A 14,159-nucleotide genomic window follows, 5' to 3' on the forward strand; every position below is an offset into this window, starting at 1 on the left:
CCGAACTCATGATCAATGAGGCGTTGCCGCCGACGGAACGCTCGGTGTACCGCTCTCGACCCCCGTCGACCCCGGCCCGGTCCGTCAGTGCGTCAGGCCGGTGCAGGCGGTCCCGTCGATGGTGCACGCCTCGGGGGCGGCACCGGCCGGTGAGCCGTTGACCCGGAACGTCACCCGGACCGACGCGCTGCCCGGTACCTGGCCGGCGCCCCCGTCCGGCACGAACGTCCACACCGCGCCGTCGCGGCTGGCCCGGGCACCCTCGACCGCGCTGACGCGCAGCGTCTCACGGGGCAGGGTCACGGTGAGCGTCCACTGCGGAACCGCCACCGACCCGGGGTTGGTGATCGTCACGGCCGCGCCGTAGCTGAGCAACGCGTTGTCCGCGATGGAGAAGTCGGCGTTCAGGGCGGCGGGCGTGGGCGAGGCGGTCGTACCGGTCGGGGTGGGTCGGGTCGACGCGTCGACCGTCGGTGCGACAGCGGTGGCCGACGCGGTCGGTGGGGGAGCGGGCACCGCCGGGCTGCTCGCGGCCGGCTGCGCCTGCGCCCGGGGGGTGTCCGGCGACGGGGTGCCCACCTGCTCGGCGGACGGCGGCGCGTCGAGGGTCACCGGCGTCAGCTTCTCCGGCGTCCGCAGCAGCCCGACGACGGAGACGACCGTCACGGCCAGCACCCCGAGCGCCGCGACAGCGGCCACCCAGGTGGCCCGCGAGACGTCGTCCCGACCGGTGAGCACCCGCCGGGTGGCCGTGGCGAGAGCCACGATCCGGTCCAGCAGGATGATCGCCACGGTACGGCGTGGTTGGGGTGGTGTTGCCGGCACTACCTGTCTCCCCTTCGGTTCGTCGCCGGATGCGCGACCGGGATCCGTGCGGATCGCGGCCGGCACCGGCCCTGTCACAGACCGCGAAGCCCGACGAGGATCGCCTCCAGCAGGTCCTCGGTCGGCAGCTCCGACAGCATCGGCGGGTCGTGTGTCTCGATCAGCCCGGCCGTGAGCAGATCGCCGAGCAGCACCCGGACGGTCCCCAACGGAAGGTCCAGCTCCGCGCCGACCTCGGCCACCGACACTGGATGGTGGCACAGCTCGACGAGCCGCGCCTGTTCAGGGAAGAGTGGCGTGGACGGCGTGGCCCCTCGACGGGCGACGACCAGCGCGATCAGGTCGAACTGGCCGCCCGTGGGCGCGGTGCGCCCGCCGGTCATCGTGTACGGCCGGGCCACCGGCCCCGCGTCGTCGTCGTACCACGCCTCGTCAGCGGTGCCGGTGCTGCGCACCTGTCTCCCCGATCGTCACCGAGGAGGCCGGCCCCAGACGGATCGGCAGGTGCCGCTCGGCCTGCCCGACGAACAGCGCCACCTCGTAGGCCATGTCGCCGACCTCGACGTCGTCACCGGCGATCCGCACGGTGAGGATGGTGCCGTTCGGGATGGTGGCGATGAAGAGGAACGCCCGCGACATCTGCACCACGACCTGACGTAGCGCACCTCCCTCGCAGACCCGGGTGGCGGCCAACCCCAACCCGATCAGACCGGCGACCACACCGGAGATCTGCTCGATAAGCTCCGCCCCCACCTGCCGGGAGCCGCCGAGGGGCAGCCCGTCGGGGGAGAGCACCACGGCGAACTCCGCGCCGTGCACTCGGTCGACCAGGCGGTCCAGGGCACCGGTCAGACCCTCGTTGGTGACCACTGCGGACGTCATGGATGTCTCCTTGCTGTTCTGGCGATCGGTATCTCGACCGTGTCGAGGCTGGTCCTGTCGTTTTCGAAGCCGGACGGCCCGGCGTGGCGAACCCGTGTCGGCAGCGCACCGTCGCCGTTCGGGGCGGGCGGATCGGCGGCGTCGCGGGTGGGCGGGTGGGTGGGGTCGGGCGCTGCGGCGGCCGCACCAGGGCCGTTGCCGTGGGACGTGACCAGCCCGGCCGGGAGGAGCACGATCGCCGCCGTCCCACCGCGTCGGCTGGGACGCAACGAGACGTGGGCGCCGCACCTGTCGGCCAGCACGGCGGCCGCGTACAGGCCCGCGAGACCCGGGGGAGGGCCGTCCGGCGGCGGGTCGTCGAGCAGGTGGTTCGCCTCGGCCAGCGCGGACGCCTCCAGGCCGGGCCCGTCGTCGATGACCAGGACGGCGCAGCCCTGCGGTCGGTGCTCGCCCGCGACGCGGACCGTGGTGTCCGCCGCCGAGTGGGTGACCGCGTTCTCGATCAGCTCCGACAGCAGGTGGACGACGTCGGTGACGGCGGGACCCGCCAGCGACCACGGCCAGTGCGGCGCGATCAGAACCCGGTGGTACTCCGGCACCTCGGCGACCGCGCCGCGCGCCACGTCCAGCAGGGGCACCGGTCGCCGCCAACGGCGGGCGGGCGTCGCACCGGCGAGGGTGATCAGCTTCTCCACGTTGCGCCGGACCCGGGTGGTGAGGTGGTCGAGGTGGAACAGCTCGCTGGTCTCCTCGGCGGACCGCTCCCGGCGTTGCATCCCGTCCAGCAGGCTGAGTTGGTCGCGCAGCAGGGCCTGGTTGCGCCGGGTGAGCCGCAGGAACAGGTCGTCGACGCCGCCACCCGGTGCCGTCCCAGCGGGCGCGGACGGCGGGACCGGGACGGGGGCCTCGTCCGGCCTGGCCGGGCCGACGGTCAGGCGGCGGACGGTGCTCACCCAGCCCAGCAGCAGCACGACCACGACGATGAGGCCGAGCCCCACCACCGCGCCGGTACGCGCGACCACGGCGGCCGCCCCCGGCGCCGCCCGCTCGGCACTGCTGCGGGCGGTGGTCGTCACGAGTGTCTGCAACGCGCCGAGCGCGGTGTCCGCGGCGGCCCGCCAGGCCGGGACGGTGATCCCGGTCAGAGCGGTGCCGCCGTCGCCCCGGAACAGCAGGTCCTCCAGAGCGAGCAGGTTCGCGAAGTCGGGGCCGCCCACCAGTCGCTGGTATTCGCCCTGGCCGTCGGCGGGCAACCCGGCCGCCGCCTCGCCGCGTGCGTACCGCTGGCTGCTGACGAGGTCGGTCAGTCCGCGCCGCTGGTCGGCTTCGAGCCGCCCGGTGATCAGGGCCGCGCTGACCAGGGTGTCCTCCCGGGCGAGCAACTCCCGGGCGCGGGCCAGCGCGATCACCGCGCGGGTGTCGGCGGCCAACGCGCTCTCGTACGCGCCCCACTCCGGGCCGTACACCCGGAAGGCGACGTCGATGACCTGGTCGTACGCGTCGACCGCCTGGGCCGGGTCGAGACGCCCGGCGTCCACCCGGGAGCGGACCGTGCTCAGACCGTCGAGCCGCCGGACCAGCTCCCCGGCCCGGTCCCGGACGTCACCGGCGCTGAGCAGGCGGAGGTCGTGGCCCTCGGCGAACTCGCGGATCTCGGCGGTGGCCCGGTCGGTGCCCTCGCGCGCTCCGACGAGCGGCGCCGCCACGGGCGCGGCTCCGGTGACCGTCTCGGCCGTCAGCCGGCGTTCGGTCTGCAAGCCCAGGATCAGGCGGTCCACGGGTTGGCCCAGGGTGTCGGCCAGGGCGCGCACCCGCAGCAGGTCCATCGCGTCCTGACCGGCCACATAGGCCGCGTACGACCAGAGTGAGACCAGCACGGCGGCCAGCACGACGAGTCTGACCCGGATCAGTCGCATCTCGTCACGCGTCACGTTCCGCCCCGCTCGCTCGGCAGGTGCGCGGGCGCCTCATCGGACGGCCCGCTGTGGCCACGGCTGCCCCGCCGTGTCGCTGGCCCGGTCGGCGACCATGGTGCGCAGCAGGGCCAGCAGCTCGGTGCGGTTGGCGCAGTTGAGCCGGTTACGCATCCGCGCCACGTGGTGCTCCACCGTCTTGGCCGAGATGAAGAGCCGGTCGCCGATCTCCCGATAGGTCAACCCGGCCAGCACCAGCTCGGCGACCTCGTACTCGCGGTCGCTGAGCCCCTGTTGGGTGGGGCCGGTGGCCCGAGCGGTGGTCGCGCCGGTCGCCGGTGTCGACCCGCCGGACGGTCGTCCCTGGAGTGCGCGGGCGCATTCGAGCAGTGTGGTCATCGCCCGGCGGTCCGCGGTGCGGATGGCCGCCTGACCGGCGAGGCGCGCGCCGTCCCAGCAGAACCCGGTGTCGTGCAGCCCGCGGGCGGCGGCCTCCACCCGGATCGGGTCGACGTCGCCGCGCAGCACCTCCACCCAGCTCTCCGCGGCGGCGGCGACCACCGCGGCGTACCGGCTGTGGTCGGCGGCGGCGAGCAGCGCGGCGACGTGTTCGTCGGCGACCGCCGGTTCGGCGGTCAGGATCGCCGCGTGCAGACCGCTCCACCGCAGCGGCACGCTCCACAGTGGGGGATCGCCGAGTCGGCCCAGCAACGCGCGCCCCTGGAGCAGGTACGGCTCCAGTCGGGCCAGGTCACCGAGCCGCGCGCCCGCGATGGCCAGCTCACCCAGCGGCAACAGGGTGAACAGGTCGACCGGGTGCCGGACCACCGCCTCCAACGCCTGCCCCCAGCCACGCTTGAGAGCACCGAGGTCGCTGTTGCGCCGGCTGATGCCCATCCGGATCGCGGCGGCGAAGAGCAGGTCCCGGGACTCCAGTTGCCGTCCGTCGAGCGTGACCGTGGCGAGGCGTTCGGTCGCGGCGTGCGTGTCGCCCCGGACCATCAGGATCCACGCCTGCAACAGCCGGTGGCGACGCGCCATCAGCGGGCCACCGACACCGGCGGCCAGGGCCCGGTGCAGCACCCGCTCGGCGATGTCCAGCTCACCGCAGTGCACAGCGGTCAACGCGGCGAGCGCCGCCGGGCTGTCCGGTAGGAGCGCCGCCCGCCCGTCCGGTTCCAGCAGCGCGGCGGCCTGGACGAGGACGGAGAGCGCGGCGGTCGGCGGGCCGGACACGCTGTCCCGTACACCGGTGGCCATCAGCCGGGCGGCGCTGGCGTGCATGGTCGGGGGTTCGCCGGTGGGGTCGCCCGTCGGCGGCTCGGCCGGACCGCCCAGGTCTCCGCTGGCGATCGCGCCGACGGCGGCGAAGGCCGTCGCCGAGGCGGTGCCCGCCCACCGGTACAGCTCCACGCTGCGCCCGACGTGACCACGGTGGGCCAGGGCGGTCGCGGCCACCACTGCCGCTCCGCGGCGGTCGGGCGGGGCGGCAGTGGCCAGCAGTCGGTCCGCCAGCCGGAGGGCGTCGTCGAGGTTGCCGGCGAGCGCGGCGGCGAGCGCCTGCTCGGCGCCGGCCGGTCGCCCGGCCGCCGTGGCGGCGGCGAAGAGTTCGGCGGCGAACGCCGGCTCGTCGGCCAGTGCCTCGTTCGCCGCGGCGGTCAATGTCGTGACCGGGCAGTCGCCGAGCGCGCCGACCGCGAGCAGCGACCGGACCAACGGCAGCACCGCACCACCCCGGGCGAGCTGCAACTCGGTGAGCCGACGCCAGACCGCCGCCCGATCGGTGGTGGGGCTGAGCGTCGTGACGGCCCGCCGCACGATCGGCGCCAGCCGGCCGTCGGCACCGATCAGCCCGGCCGCCCTGGTCGTGGCGATCAGGTCGTCCACCGCCGCCGGCTCCAGGTCGACGAGCGCGCCGAGCATGCTCACCGGCAGCGTCCCGCCCGCTGCGACGGCGAGCAACAGCCGTCGTACGGTGGCCGGCTGCACGTCCAGGTCCGGCCCGAACTCCGCGACCACCGACCGGGGTGGGTTGACCAGCGCGCCGGTCCGGGTGTCGGCCCCGGCCAGGCCCCGGGCCAGCCGCTCGACGTCCCGGGGTACGCCGCCGGTCTGGGTGTGGACGAAGTCCACCAGGTCGTCACGGCGGCCCAGATCCGGGCTGTGGGCGAGGTATGCCGCGGTCTGCTCCCGGGTGAACGGCGTGAGGAGCACGGCCTGCCCGTCGCGGCGCAACGCGTCGACCAGTTCGCTGAGGGCCGCCGACCGGGGCCACGGACGGTGGGCGACGACCAGCCGGTGTCGGCGGGTGGCGACCAGGCGCAGCAGCACCTCGACCCGTGCGTCGTCGAGCAGGTGCGCGTCGTCGACGAGCACCACAGTGTCGGGGTCGACGGCTTCGCCCGGCTGGGGGGCGACGGTGCGGACGGCGATCCCGGCCCGCCGGTGGACCCGTGCCAGCTCCGCCAGCAGCGCGGTCTTCCCGTGACCGCCCGGGCCGGCGATGCCGACGCTGAGCGGCCCGGCCGGATCCTGCGCGACAGTGTCCAGCAGGACCTGCGGCCCCCGGTCCAGCGTCAACCCGGATTCGGCGATGTCGTTCATGATCATTGGGGTCATCCTTCGCGTCCCCGGCTGCGGGCCAACGCCAGGCGGGACGGTTTCGGCAGGTCCAGTGGGAGGACCCGGACCGGGGGCCGCGGTGGCGGATCACCCGGAACGGTGGTGTCGTGGTGGGGGTGGCGGGGTGCCGGGAGGGTGGCCCGACCGGCGCCGCTGACCGGCGCCGCCTCGCGTACCGGTGGGTGTCGACGGGCGCGCGGCGACACCACCTGACAGGCGGCCATCGCCGCCCCGGTGGCGGCGGTCAGCTGGGAGTCCGGTTCGACCTCGACGGGGACCGGGAGGGCCGCGCTGATCAGCTCGGTGACGAGCGGGACCCGTGTCGAACCACCCGCCAGCAGGACGCCGTCGAGCTGCTCCGGTGTCAGGTCGGCGCTGCGCACGGCCCGCAGGAGGAGGTCGACGGTGACCTGCACCGTCGGGCGGATCATCTCTTCGAACTGGGCCCGGGTCACCGGTATCCGGGCCGGGCCGTTCGGTAGGGCCAGCACCACATCCGCCGTCAGGTCGACGGTCAGCACCCGCTTGACCCGGTCGCACTCCGCGCGCAGCCCGCGCAACGCGGCCTGGGTGCCGCGGCGTGCGCCGGCGGCCAACTCCCGGGCCAGCGCGGTACGGGTGTGCTCGGCCAGCGCCTCGTCGAAGTCGGCGCCGCCGAGCGAGTCGAGCCCCTGTGGAGTGCCGAACGTCTCGTAGGTGCCACGCGAGGTGCGACGCACCAACGCGGCCTCGAAGCTGTTGCCACCCAGGGCGTAGACGACAGCGGTGGTGCCCGCGAACCCGCGGGCCGCGTGGCTCTCGGCCACCGTGACCGTTCGGGGCAACAACGTCACGTTGCGCAGGCCGAAGCCGGACAGGGCCCGATGCAGCACCTCCCGCCGGTACGGGCGCCACCCCGCCGGGTGGCTGAGCACGATCGCCTCGGCCGGCCCACCCTCCTGGGCGTGGACCCGCTCCACCACCCACGCCGCGAGCTCCGCGGTGAGGGTCTGCGGCGCACACGACTCGCCGCCGAGCAGCACCGGCACGTCGTCGCCGATGCGGTGGACGAAGTCGCGTGTGGTGCGGCTGCCGTCGTCGGTCACGGGCTCGCCGACGTGCAGCGAGCCGTCCTCGGACAGGCACAGCACCGACGGTACGACAGTGGAGTCGACGTGCAGCGGAACGGCCTCGGGACGGGTCCAGGTGGTGCCGTGCAGCCGTGCGACGGCGGCGGCGGTGTTGGTGCTCCCGATGTCTATCCCCAGGACGTACGGCATCGCTTCTTCTCCCCCCGTGAGGTGGCCGCCGGTGGCGATGGCGTCGGTGCTGCCGACGACCCACCCCCGGCGAAACCCGCGGGCTCCTACGTTCGTACCAGAGATCAGCCCCTGGTCGGGACCCTAATCTCGCCGGGACGGTTTCCCCCTGTCCCCCTAACGTACGAGGCGGCGAAGTCCCTAGTTCAACCGCCCCGGATTCGGGCTGAGCCCCGATGCCCGGGGGGTGCCCCCGGCCATAGCGTCGTTGTCGACGTACGACACGTCGCCGACGCCAGATCCGAGGAGAACCAGCACATGGACTCGCACCAGACCCTCCACGACTTCGTGCTCGACCTGCTGACGAACCCCGACGCGCGGTCGGCCTTCGACCTCGATCCCGAGGGTGCGCTGCGGGGTGCCGGCCTGACCGACATCACCGCCGCCGACGTGCAGGACGTGGTGCCGCTGGTCGTCGACTACGCGCCGGGGCAGGGCCTCGGGCCGATCGCCCCGGTCGTCGGGCAGCTCGGGCTGGAACCGCTGGTCACCGACGCCACCGACGTGGTGGGCCAGTTGCAGAGCGTGGCGCAGCAGATCAGCGTCACCAGTTCGCCCACCGGTGTGGACGTCAAGGCCGGCGTGCTCGGCGCCATCGCGGTCGACCCGTCGACCGCCGCCGCCGGGATCACCGTGCTGCCGGGCGTCGGCCTGGGCGTCGGCCCGAACGGGCTCGACACCGACCTGGCCGGTGTCGGCGACGTGGCGTACACCCTCGACGCCGATGTCGTGCAGCCGGTGGACGCCATCGCGGACCCGGTCCTCGGGGACGTCACCGGCACCGTCGGGGACCCGGGCGGTCTGCTCGGTGTCACCGACTCGAACCTGATCGGCGGCGATCTGACCGATGGTGTCCTCTCCGGCACCCATGGTCAGATCGGCGGGGTCGTCAGCTCCCTCGGTGTCGACGACACCCTCAGTGGGCTGGGCCTCGGGCACGGCGACGGTGTCGTCGGCGGCGTGGTCCCGCCGCTCGACGTGCCGTCGACGGTGGGCGGCGTGACGCACCAGGTGGACAGCATCCTCCCCGGTGTCACCGACACGGTCGGTGACGTGACCGGCGGGGTCACCGACGGTGTGCTCGGCGGCGACTCGCAAGCCTCGTCCGATCACGGGCTGCTGGGTATCACCGGCGGTCTGCTCTGACCCGGATCTCCGGTCGGAGCGGGGGGCCGGACCGTCTCGGACGGTCCGGCCCTCTCGGGTTCCCCATCCGGTCCCTCTTGATAATTGAGCCGAAATCCGCACACTTGGTGCGGTGATGGCCGGGATCTGGTTGGACGTGCTGGACGAGATCGCCCGCACGTGCAGTGCACACGGTCGTGCCGACCTGCTCCAGACGGTGCGGCAGAAGCGTGCCCAACTGCTGGACCCGACGCTGCGCGTCCTGGTCATCGGCGAACCGAACCAGGGCAAGAGTCAGCTCATCAATGCGATCATCAATGCCCCGGCCTGCCCGGTCGGTGACGGCCGCACAACCGTCCTGCCGACCGTCGTGCGGCACGCCGACGCCCCGTCCGCGGCGGTGGCGCAGGCCCCGGCACCCGCCTCGGGCCGTTCCGCCGGCACCGCCGACGCGGTGACCGTCGAGCGAACGCCGGTGGCACTCAACCAGGTAGCGGCGGGCGTGGCCGGAACCGTCGGTCGTCGGGCGGGCGGCGGCCCGGCGTACGTCGAGATCGGGGTGCCACGCGCCCTGCTCCGTGCGGGGATGGTGCTGGTGGACACTCCCGGCACCGACGAGGTCGCCGGTGTCGGCGGTTTCGCCCCGATCGCTGCTCCGGCCCGCGCGGACATCGTGCTGCTGGTCTCCGACTCCACCCGGGAACTGTCGGTCGCCGAGCTGAACATGGTGCTGCACGTGATGCGGTCCCATCCGAACGTGGTGGTGGTGCAGAGCAAGACCGACCTGGTGGCCGACTGGCGCGCGGTGGCCGAGCGCAACCGGCGACACCTGGTCGAGGCCGGCGTCCCGGCGACGCTGATACCGGTGTCGGCGGCGCTGCGACTACGCGCCGCCGCGGCCGACGACCGTGCTCTCAACGCCGAGTCCGGCTTTCCCGAGCTGATCGCCCGACTGCAACGGGACCTGGCCGGCAAGGCGGACCACCTGGCCCGGGCGTCCGTGCAGGCGGTGGCCCGGACGGTCGTGGAGCAGTTGGCCGCTCCGCTGCGCGCCGAGTTGGCCACCCAGGAGACCGAGGAACAGTCCGGGCCCATCTCCCGGTTGCACGCGGCGCAGCGCGAGGTCGACGAGCTGCGCCGGTGTTCCACCCGTTGGCAGAACACCCTGAACGACGAGATCGGCGACCTGCTCTCCGACATCGAGTACGACCTTCGTGACCGGACGCGGGAGATCCTGCGCACTGTGGACGAGGCGTTCGACACCGCCGACCCGCTGGTGGCCTGGGACACCTTCGAGGACTGGCTGGAGAGGAGCCTGGTCGATGCGGCCGAGGCGAACCGCGAGTGGCTGGTCCAGCGCTGCGACTGGATCGCCCGCCGGGTCGCCGCCAACTTCAACCGGTACGGCTACGACGTGCTGCCGCCGTGGTCGATGTCCATGCCGGACGACATCGGTGAGCGGATACCGGAGCTGCAACGGCCGACGATCGACAGGTTCACCACCGGCCAGAAGTTGTTCACCGGCATGAAGGGCTCGTACGGCGGCATGCTGATGTTCGGTCTGGCGACCACCCTGGCCGGCATGCCGATGATCAACCCGGTCTCGGTGGGCATCGGGGCGCTCTTCGGTGGCAAGAGCATCCGCGACGAGGGCAAGCAGCTGCTCCGTCGCCGTCAGGCGACCGTCAAGGCCAGCATCCAACGTCACGTCGACGACGTCTTCGTCCGCATCAGCCGGGACTGCCGCGACGCCGTCCGTCAGGTGCAACGGATGCTGCGGGACCACTTCACGGGGTTGACCGAGGAGTTGCAGGAGGCCATCGTCCAGTCGTTCCGCAGCGCGAAGCAGGAGGCCGACACCGACGCCTCGCTGCGTGAGCAGCGACAGCGCGAGATCCGGCTGAAGATGACCCGACTGGCTGCCCTCTACGAGCAGTCGCAGCAGTTGACCGGCGCTCGGTCCGCCCCGCTGCTGTTGGAGCCGCAGACATGACGGTGGGGTTGCGGTTGGACGAGGCGGCCTGGGGGCTGCTGCACCAGGCCATCGGCCTCTACCAGGACAACCCGCGGGTGGTGGGGCAGTTGCGCAACCAGGTGGCCCGGTTGGAGCAACCACTGCGCATCGCGGTGGCGGGCCCGTGGCGGGCCGGTAAGTCGACGGTGCTCAACGCGTTGATGGGGGAGGAGGTCGCTCCGGTCGAGCGGGCCGAGGGCGTCTTCACCTGGTACGAGGACGGTCCGGTGCCACGCGCCACCGCGTACCCGGCCGGTCAGCCTCCGCAGGAGTTGGCGGTGGTGAAGTCGGCGACCGGGCTGCGGGTGGACCTCGGTTGGGACACCGGCGACCTGCGCGACATCGTCGTGCAGTGGCCCACGCGGGCGCTGCGGCAGATCACGCTCATCGACACCCCGGCGGTCAACGGTGACGTCGAGCAGGGCCGGGCGTCGGTGTTGGAGCGGGTGCTGCGGGACTCGGACGCGGTGTTGTACCTGACCCGCGACGGACGCGACAGCGACCTGCGGGTGCTGGAGGCGGCCCGGGACGGCGCCGTCGGGCAGGCCGCCCCGGTCAACGTGCTCATGGTGCTGTCCCGGGCGGACGAGACCGGGGGAGGCCGGATCGACGGCCTGCTGACCGCCCGCCAGCTCGCTCGACGGCACCACCGCGATCCGCGGGTGAGCGCGCTCAGCGTGAACGTCGTGGCGTGCAGTGGGATGCTCGGCCTGGCGGGCAGGATGCTCGGCGAGTCGGACTTCGCGGCGCTGGCGGCCCTGGCCCGCGTACCCCGTGCGGAGTTGGACGCCCACCTGATCTCCACCGATCGTTTCCTCCGAGGCGAGTTGCCGGTTCACCTGGACACCGAGGTGCGCGCCGCACTGCTGAACCGGTTCGGGATCTTCGGCGTCCGGCTCGCGGCCACGTTGGTCCGAAGTGGGTTCGACAGTCGGGTGAAGCTCTCCGCCGAGCTGATCCGGCGCAGCGGTCTCACCGAGCTGCGCGAGTCGGTGACCCGCTGCTTCATCGACCGCCGTGACGCGCTGAAGGCCCGGTCCGCGCTGGCCGCCGTGGAGGCGGTGCTGCGGGCCGAGCCGGCCCGGGGGTCCGACGAGTTGGTCGGCGCGGTCGAGCAGATCCTCGCCGGCGCGCACGAGTTCCGGGAGCTGCGCCTGCTGGTGGCGTTGCGCAACACCCGGCTCGGGTTCGACGCGGCGTTGGCCGACGAGGCGCAGCGGCTGGTCGGGGGCAACGGGGTGGGTCTCGCCGCCCGGCTCGGTGTCGAGCACGAGGCGACCGCGCAGCGGCTCTGGGAGGTCGCCTCCGACGCGCAGTGGCGGTGGCGGGACCGGGCCGAGGGTCCGCTGCTTCCGCTGGCGCAGCGGCGCGGCGCGCAGGTCGTCGTCCGGAGCTGCGAGGGGATGATCGCCGAACTGGCCGCGGGTGGTCGCTGACCGGGGACGCGACGGGGGCGACCGTCACGGCCGCCCCCGTCGATACGCGCTCAGCCTGGTTGGTACGTCTGGCAGTCGGCGATGTCCTGGCCCGGGCCCACCCGGATGGACGGTGCGTGGCACTCCAACTCGGCGTTGTGTCGGCAGTCGCTGCGCTTGCAGGCCCCGACCTGGGCGATGACGCGGTCGAGCCCGCCCTTCGCCGAGGTGTCGATGAACGTGGCGCAGTTGGCGTTCTGCTGCCCGATGGTGATGGCGAACGCGTGGCAGCCGTCGTGGTTGTAGCCGCAGTCGGTGACTGTGCACTCGTGGACCCGCGGCATCTCCAGCATGTCGGTCATCGGCGATCTCGCTTCCGTCGGTGGTGCAGGGTCACTCCAGTACCCGGCACCGACAGGACAATTCGCACTTTCTCAGGATATTTTGCCTAGGGCAGCCTTACCTAACCCCTGCGGAGGCGCCCGTCAGCGGGCGCGTCGGGATCGGCAGCCGTGAGCTTGCTGCAGCAGTGCCTCGATCTCGAGGCCGAGATGGTCCGGATGCCGCAGCGGCGTGCGGAACCTCAGCCGGACGTCCCGGTCACCAGCGGTCAGTTCCAGCCGGAGTACGAGCCCGTGGCGGTCCAGTCGGACCGGCCGGACCCGGCGGACGCCCTGCAGTTGCCGGGCGGGTACCAGGCGGCACAGCCGCTCGACGGTTTGCGGGTGGTGGTGGTCGAGGTGGCACAGCAGGTCGGCTTCGGAGGCGGCCAGCGGATCGGGCCGGGCGGTCGCGAACGCGTCCGGATCGACGTGTGTGGAGCGGCCGTCGACCGTCAACTCGGCGGTGGCGAGGTCGAGGACCGCCACCGGTTCCTGATCCCCTGCGGTCAGGACCGCCTCGGTCACCAGCCAGCCGGTGAGCGTGCCGCGCCCACGTACCCGGTCGCGGACCGGAGTGGGTGCCAGGTCGGTCACCTCGACCATTGCCACGGTCTCCCGCTGGTGCGTGAGGTGGTCGGTCAGGTGGCTCCGGGCCGGTAGTTCCACCCGCAACCGCCCGTCACCCGTCACGGCGTGCCGTCCGCCGACGTACGCCTCGATGCCCGGGACGCGCAGGGTGAGCGAGTCGGTGGCGACGAGCATCGACCGGAGTCGCACGGCCGCGTCGTCGGTGGAGTCCGCCGTGCTGGTCGGGAGCTTGCTCAAGGCGATCATCTCCTAATAAGGTTAGCCTTACCTTAGTTGAGAGGTGAAGGATGAATCAGACCCGCCCCAAGGTCAAGCGCTCCCGTGCCCTGGGCATCGCGCTGACCCCGAAATGTGTGCGCTACTTCGAGCGCCGCCCGTTCCCGCCGGGACAGCACGGCCGTGCTCGGCGCACCACCAGCGACTACAAGGTCCGGCTGCTGGAGAAGCAGCGACTCAAGGCGCAGTACGACCTGCACGAGGGGCAGTTGCGGCGTGCGTTCGACAGGGCCGTGCGTCGGCCGGGAAAGACCGGCGAAGAGCTGATCGTCGAGTTGGAGAGCCGGTTGGACGCCCTGGTGTTGCGCGCCGGTCTGGCCCGCACCATCTACCAGGCGCGCCAGGTCGTCACCCACCAGCACGTCACCGTGAACGGCCGCCGCGTGGACCGGCCGTCCGCGCGGTTGCAACCCGGTGACGTCATCGCCGTGGCGGAACGCAGCCGGGGCAAGGCTCCCTTCGTCGTCGCGGCGGCCGGGGCGCACGCTCCGGAGCGGCCCGCCCCCTATCTCGACGTCACCCTGTCCGACCTGACCGTCCGGCTGGTCCGGCTCCCGCTGCGGTCGGAGGTTCCGGTCGTCTGCGACGAGCAACTCGTCGTCGAGTACTACTCGCGCTGAACGCGGACGGGGCGACCGTGTGGAGGGGTCCGATGGCTCCGGGGCCCTCCACGCGCGGATCGCGGCCCCGAAAAGCGTTATTCGATCTTGCCTGACGCGGTCGTCGCTGACCTGCGGAGATAACGCTCTCACGGATGGTGGAAGAGTGCTTGACGCGCCCGCAACCGGGACGCAACGATGCATTCACATGTCTCGTCC

Annotated in this window: 12 protein-coding genes; 4 read left to right on the forward strand and 8 right to left on the reverse strand. The window is 72.9% G+C overall.

From position 1 onward, the window contains the following. Window positions 1-84 precede the first annotated feature (84 nt). The 6 genes from O7617_RS25790 to O7617_RS25815 form a co-directional block, all read right to left on the reverse strand. Entirely contained in the window at window positions 85-825 is a 741-nt protein-coding gene (locus tag O7617_RS25790; RefSeq protein WP_282258712.1) for a cellulose binding domain-containing protein, read from the reverse strand. Between the two features lie 74 nt (window positions 826-899). Further along, window positions 900-1,280 carry a DUF742 domain-containing protein gene (locus tag O7617_RS25795; RefSeq protein WP_282258713.1) on the reverse strand — a complete coding sequence of 127 codons (381 nt, stop codon included), beginning with the start codon at window positions 1,278-1,280 and terminating at the stop codon, window positions 900-902. Next, a complete protein-coding gene (locus tag O7617_RS25800) occupies window positions 1,258-1,707 on the reverse strand; it encodes a roadblock/LC7 domain-containing protein (RefSeq protein WP_282258714.1) in 450 nt (149 codons plus the stop codon). Before O7617_RS25800 ends, O7617_RS25795 begins: the two co-directional genes overlap by 23 nt. Continuing rightward, window positions 1,704-3,638 carry an ATP-binding protein gene (locus tag O7617_RS25805; RefSeq protein ID WP_282258715.1) on the reverse strand — a complete coding sequence of 645 codons (1,935 nt, stop codon included), beginning with the start codon at window positions 3,636-3,638 and terminating at the stop codon, window positions 1,704-1,706. Before O7617_RS25805 ends, O7617_RS25800 begins: the two co-directional genes overlap by 4 nt. A 36-nt stretch (window positions 3,639-3,674) precedes the next feature. After that, window positions 3,675-6,230: a LuxR C-terminal-related transcriptional regulator gene (locus O7617_RS25810; RefSeq protein ID WP_282258716.1), complete on the reverse strand. Its 2,556-nt coding sequence runs from the start codon at window positions 6,228-6,230 to the stop codon at window positions 3,675-3,677. A gap of 5 nt (window positions 6,231-6,235) precedes the next feature. Further along, window positions 6,236-7,501, reverse strand: coding sequence for an Hsp70 family protein (locus O7617_RS25815; RefSeq protein WP_282258717.1), 1,266 nt, complete (start codon window positions 7,499-7,501; stop codon window positions 6,236-6,238). Window positions 7,502-7,798: 297 nt separating this feature from the next. On the opposite strand from O7617_RS25815, the gene O7617_RS25820 reads away from it, so the two are divergent. From O7617_RS25820 to O7617_RS25830, 3 genes are all read left to right on the forward strand, one after another. Beyond that, window positions 7,799-8,686 (forward strand): IniB N-terminal domain-containing protein, encoded by an 888-nt coding sequence (locus O7617_RS25820; protein ID WP_282258718.1) that lies wholly within the window; start codon window positions 7,799-7,801, stop codon window positions 8,684-8,686. Window positions 8,687-8,801: 115 nt separating this feature from the next. Beyond that, on the forward strand, window positions 8,802-10,658 hold the full coding sequence (locus tag O7617_RS25825) for a dynamin family protein (protein WP_282264871.1): 1,857 nt from the start codon (window positions 8,802-8,804) through the stop codon (window positions 10,656-10,658). After that, the gene (locus tag O7617_RS25830) at window positions 10,655-12,115 is read left to right on the forward strand and encodes a GTPase (RefSeq protein WP_282258719.1); all 1,461 of its coding nucleotides are present in this window, start codon (window positions 10,655-10,657) and stop codon (window positions 12,113-12,115) included. Before O7617_RS25825 ends, O7617_RS25830 begins: the two co-directional genes overlap by 4 nt. Window positions 12,116-12,165: 50 nt before the next feature. Here the strand turns inward: O7617_RS25830 and O7617_RS25835 are convergent, their stop codons facing one another. Then, a complete protein-coding gene (locus O7617_RS25835; protein ID WP_282258720.1) occupies window positions 12,166-12,456 on the reverse strand; it encodes a DUF1540 domain-containing protein in 291 nt (96 codons plus the stop codon). A gap of 123 nt (window positions 12,457-12,579) precedes the next feature. Further along, window positions 12,580-13,239, reverse strand: coding sequence for a DUF2470 domain-containing protein (locus tag O7617_RS25840; protein ID WP_282264872.1), 660 nt, complete (start codon window positions 13,237-13,239; stop codon window positions 12,580-12,582). A gap of 113 nt (window positions 13,240-13,352) precedes the next feature. Here O7617_RS25840 and rpsD point away from each other — a divergent pair, with 113 nt between their 5' ends. Next, window positions 13,353-13,961, forward strand: a complete 609-nt coding sequence (rpsD, locus tag O7617_RS25845) for a 30S ribosomal protein S4 (RefSeq protein ID WP_282258721.1) — start codon at window positions 13,353-13,355, stop codon at window positions 13,959-13,961. The last annotated feature ends 198 nt before the right edge of the window (window positions 13,962-14,159 follow it).

Origin of the sequence: Micromonospora sp. WMMD1155 (assembly GCF_029581275.1) — a bacterium.
In the GTDB taxonomy this organism is placed as follows: domain Bacteria; phylum Actinomycetota; class Actinomycetes; order Mycobacteriales; family Micromonosporaceae; genus Micromonospora.

Bases quoted from the DNA above. Each gene is read 5' to 3' on its own strand.
- O7617_RS25810 (WP_282258716.1), bottom strand. From the start codon at position 6,230: ATGATCATGAACGACATCGCCGAATCCGGGTTGACGCTGGACCGGGGG.
- O7617_RS25825 (WP_282264871.1), top strand. From the start codon at position 8,802: ATGGCCGGGATCTGGTTGGACGTGCTGGACGAGATCGCCCGCACGTGC.
- O7617_RS25800 (WP_282258714.1), bottom strand. From the start codon at position 1,707: ATGACGTCCGCAGTGGTCACCAACGAGGGTCTGACCGGTGCCCTGGAC.
- rpsD (WP_282258721.1), top strand. From the start codon at position 13,353: ATGAATCAGACCCGCCCCAAGGTCAAGCGCTCCCGTGCCCTGGGCATC.
- O7617_RS25835 (WP_282258720.1), bottom strand. From the start codon at position 12,456: ATGACCGACATGCTGGAGATGCCGCGGGTCCACGAGTGCACAGTCACC.
- O7617_RS25815 (WP_282258717.1), bottom strand. From the start codon at position 7,501: ATGCCGTACGTCCTGGGGATAGACATCGGGAGCACCAACACCGCCGCC.
- O7617_RS25830 (WP_282258719.1), top strand. From the start codon at position 10,655: ATGACGGTGGGGTTGCGGTTGGACGAGGCGGCCTGGGGGCTGCTGCAC.
- O7617_RS25820 (WP_282258718.1), top strand. From the start codon at position 7,799: ATGGACTCGCACCAGACCCTCCACGACTTCGTGCTCGACCTGCTGACG.
- O7617_RS25840 (WP_282264872.1), bottom strand. From the start codon at position 13,239: ATGCTCGTCGCCACCGACTCGCTCACCCTGCGCGTCCCGGGCATCGAG.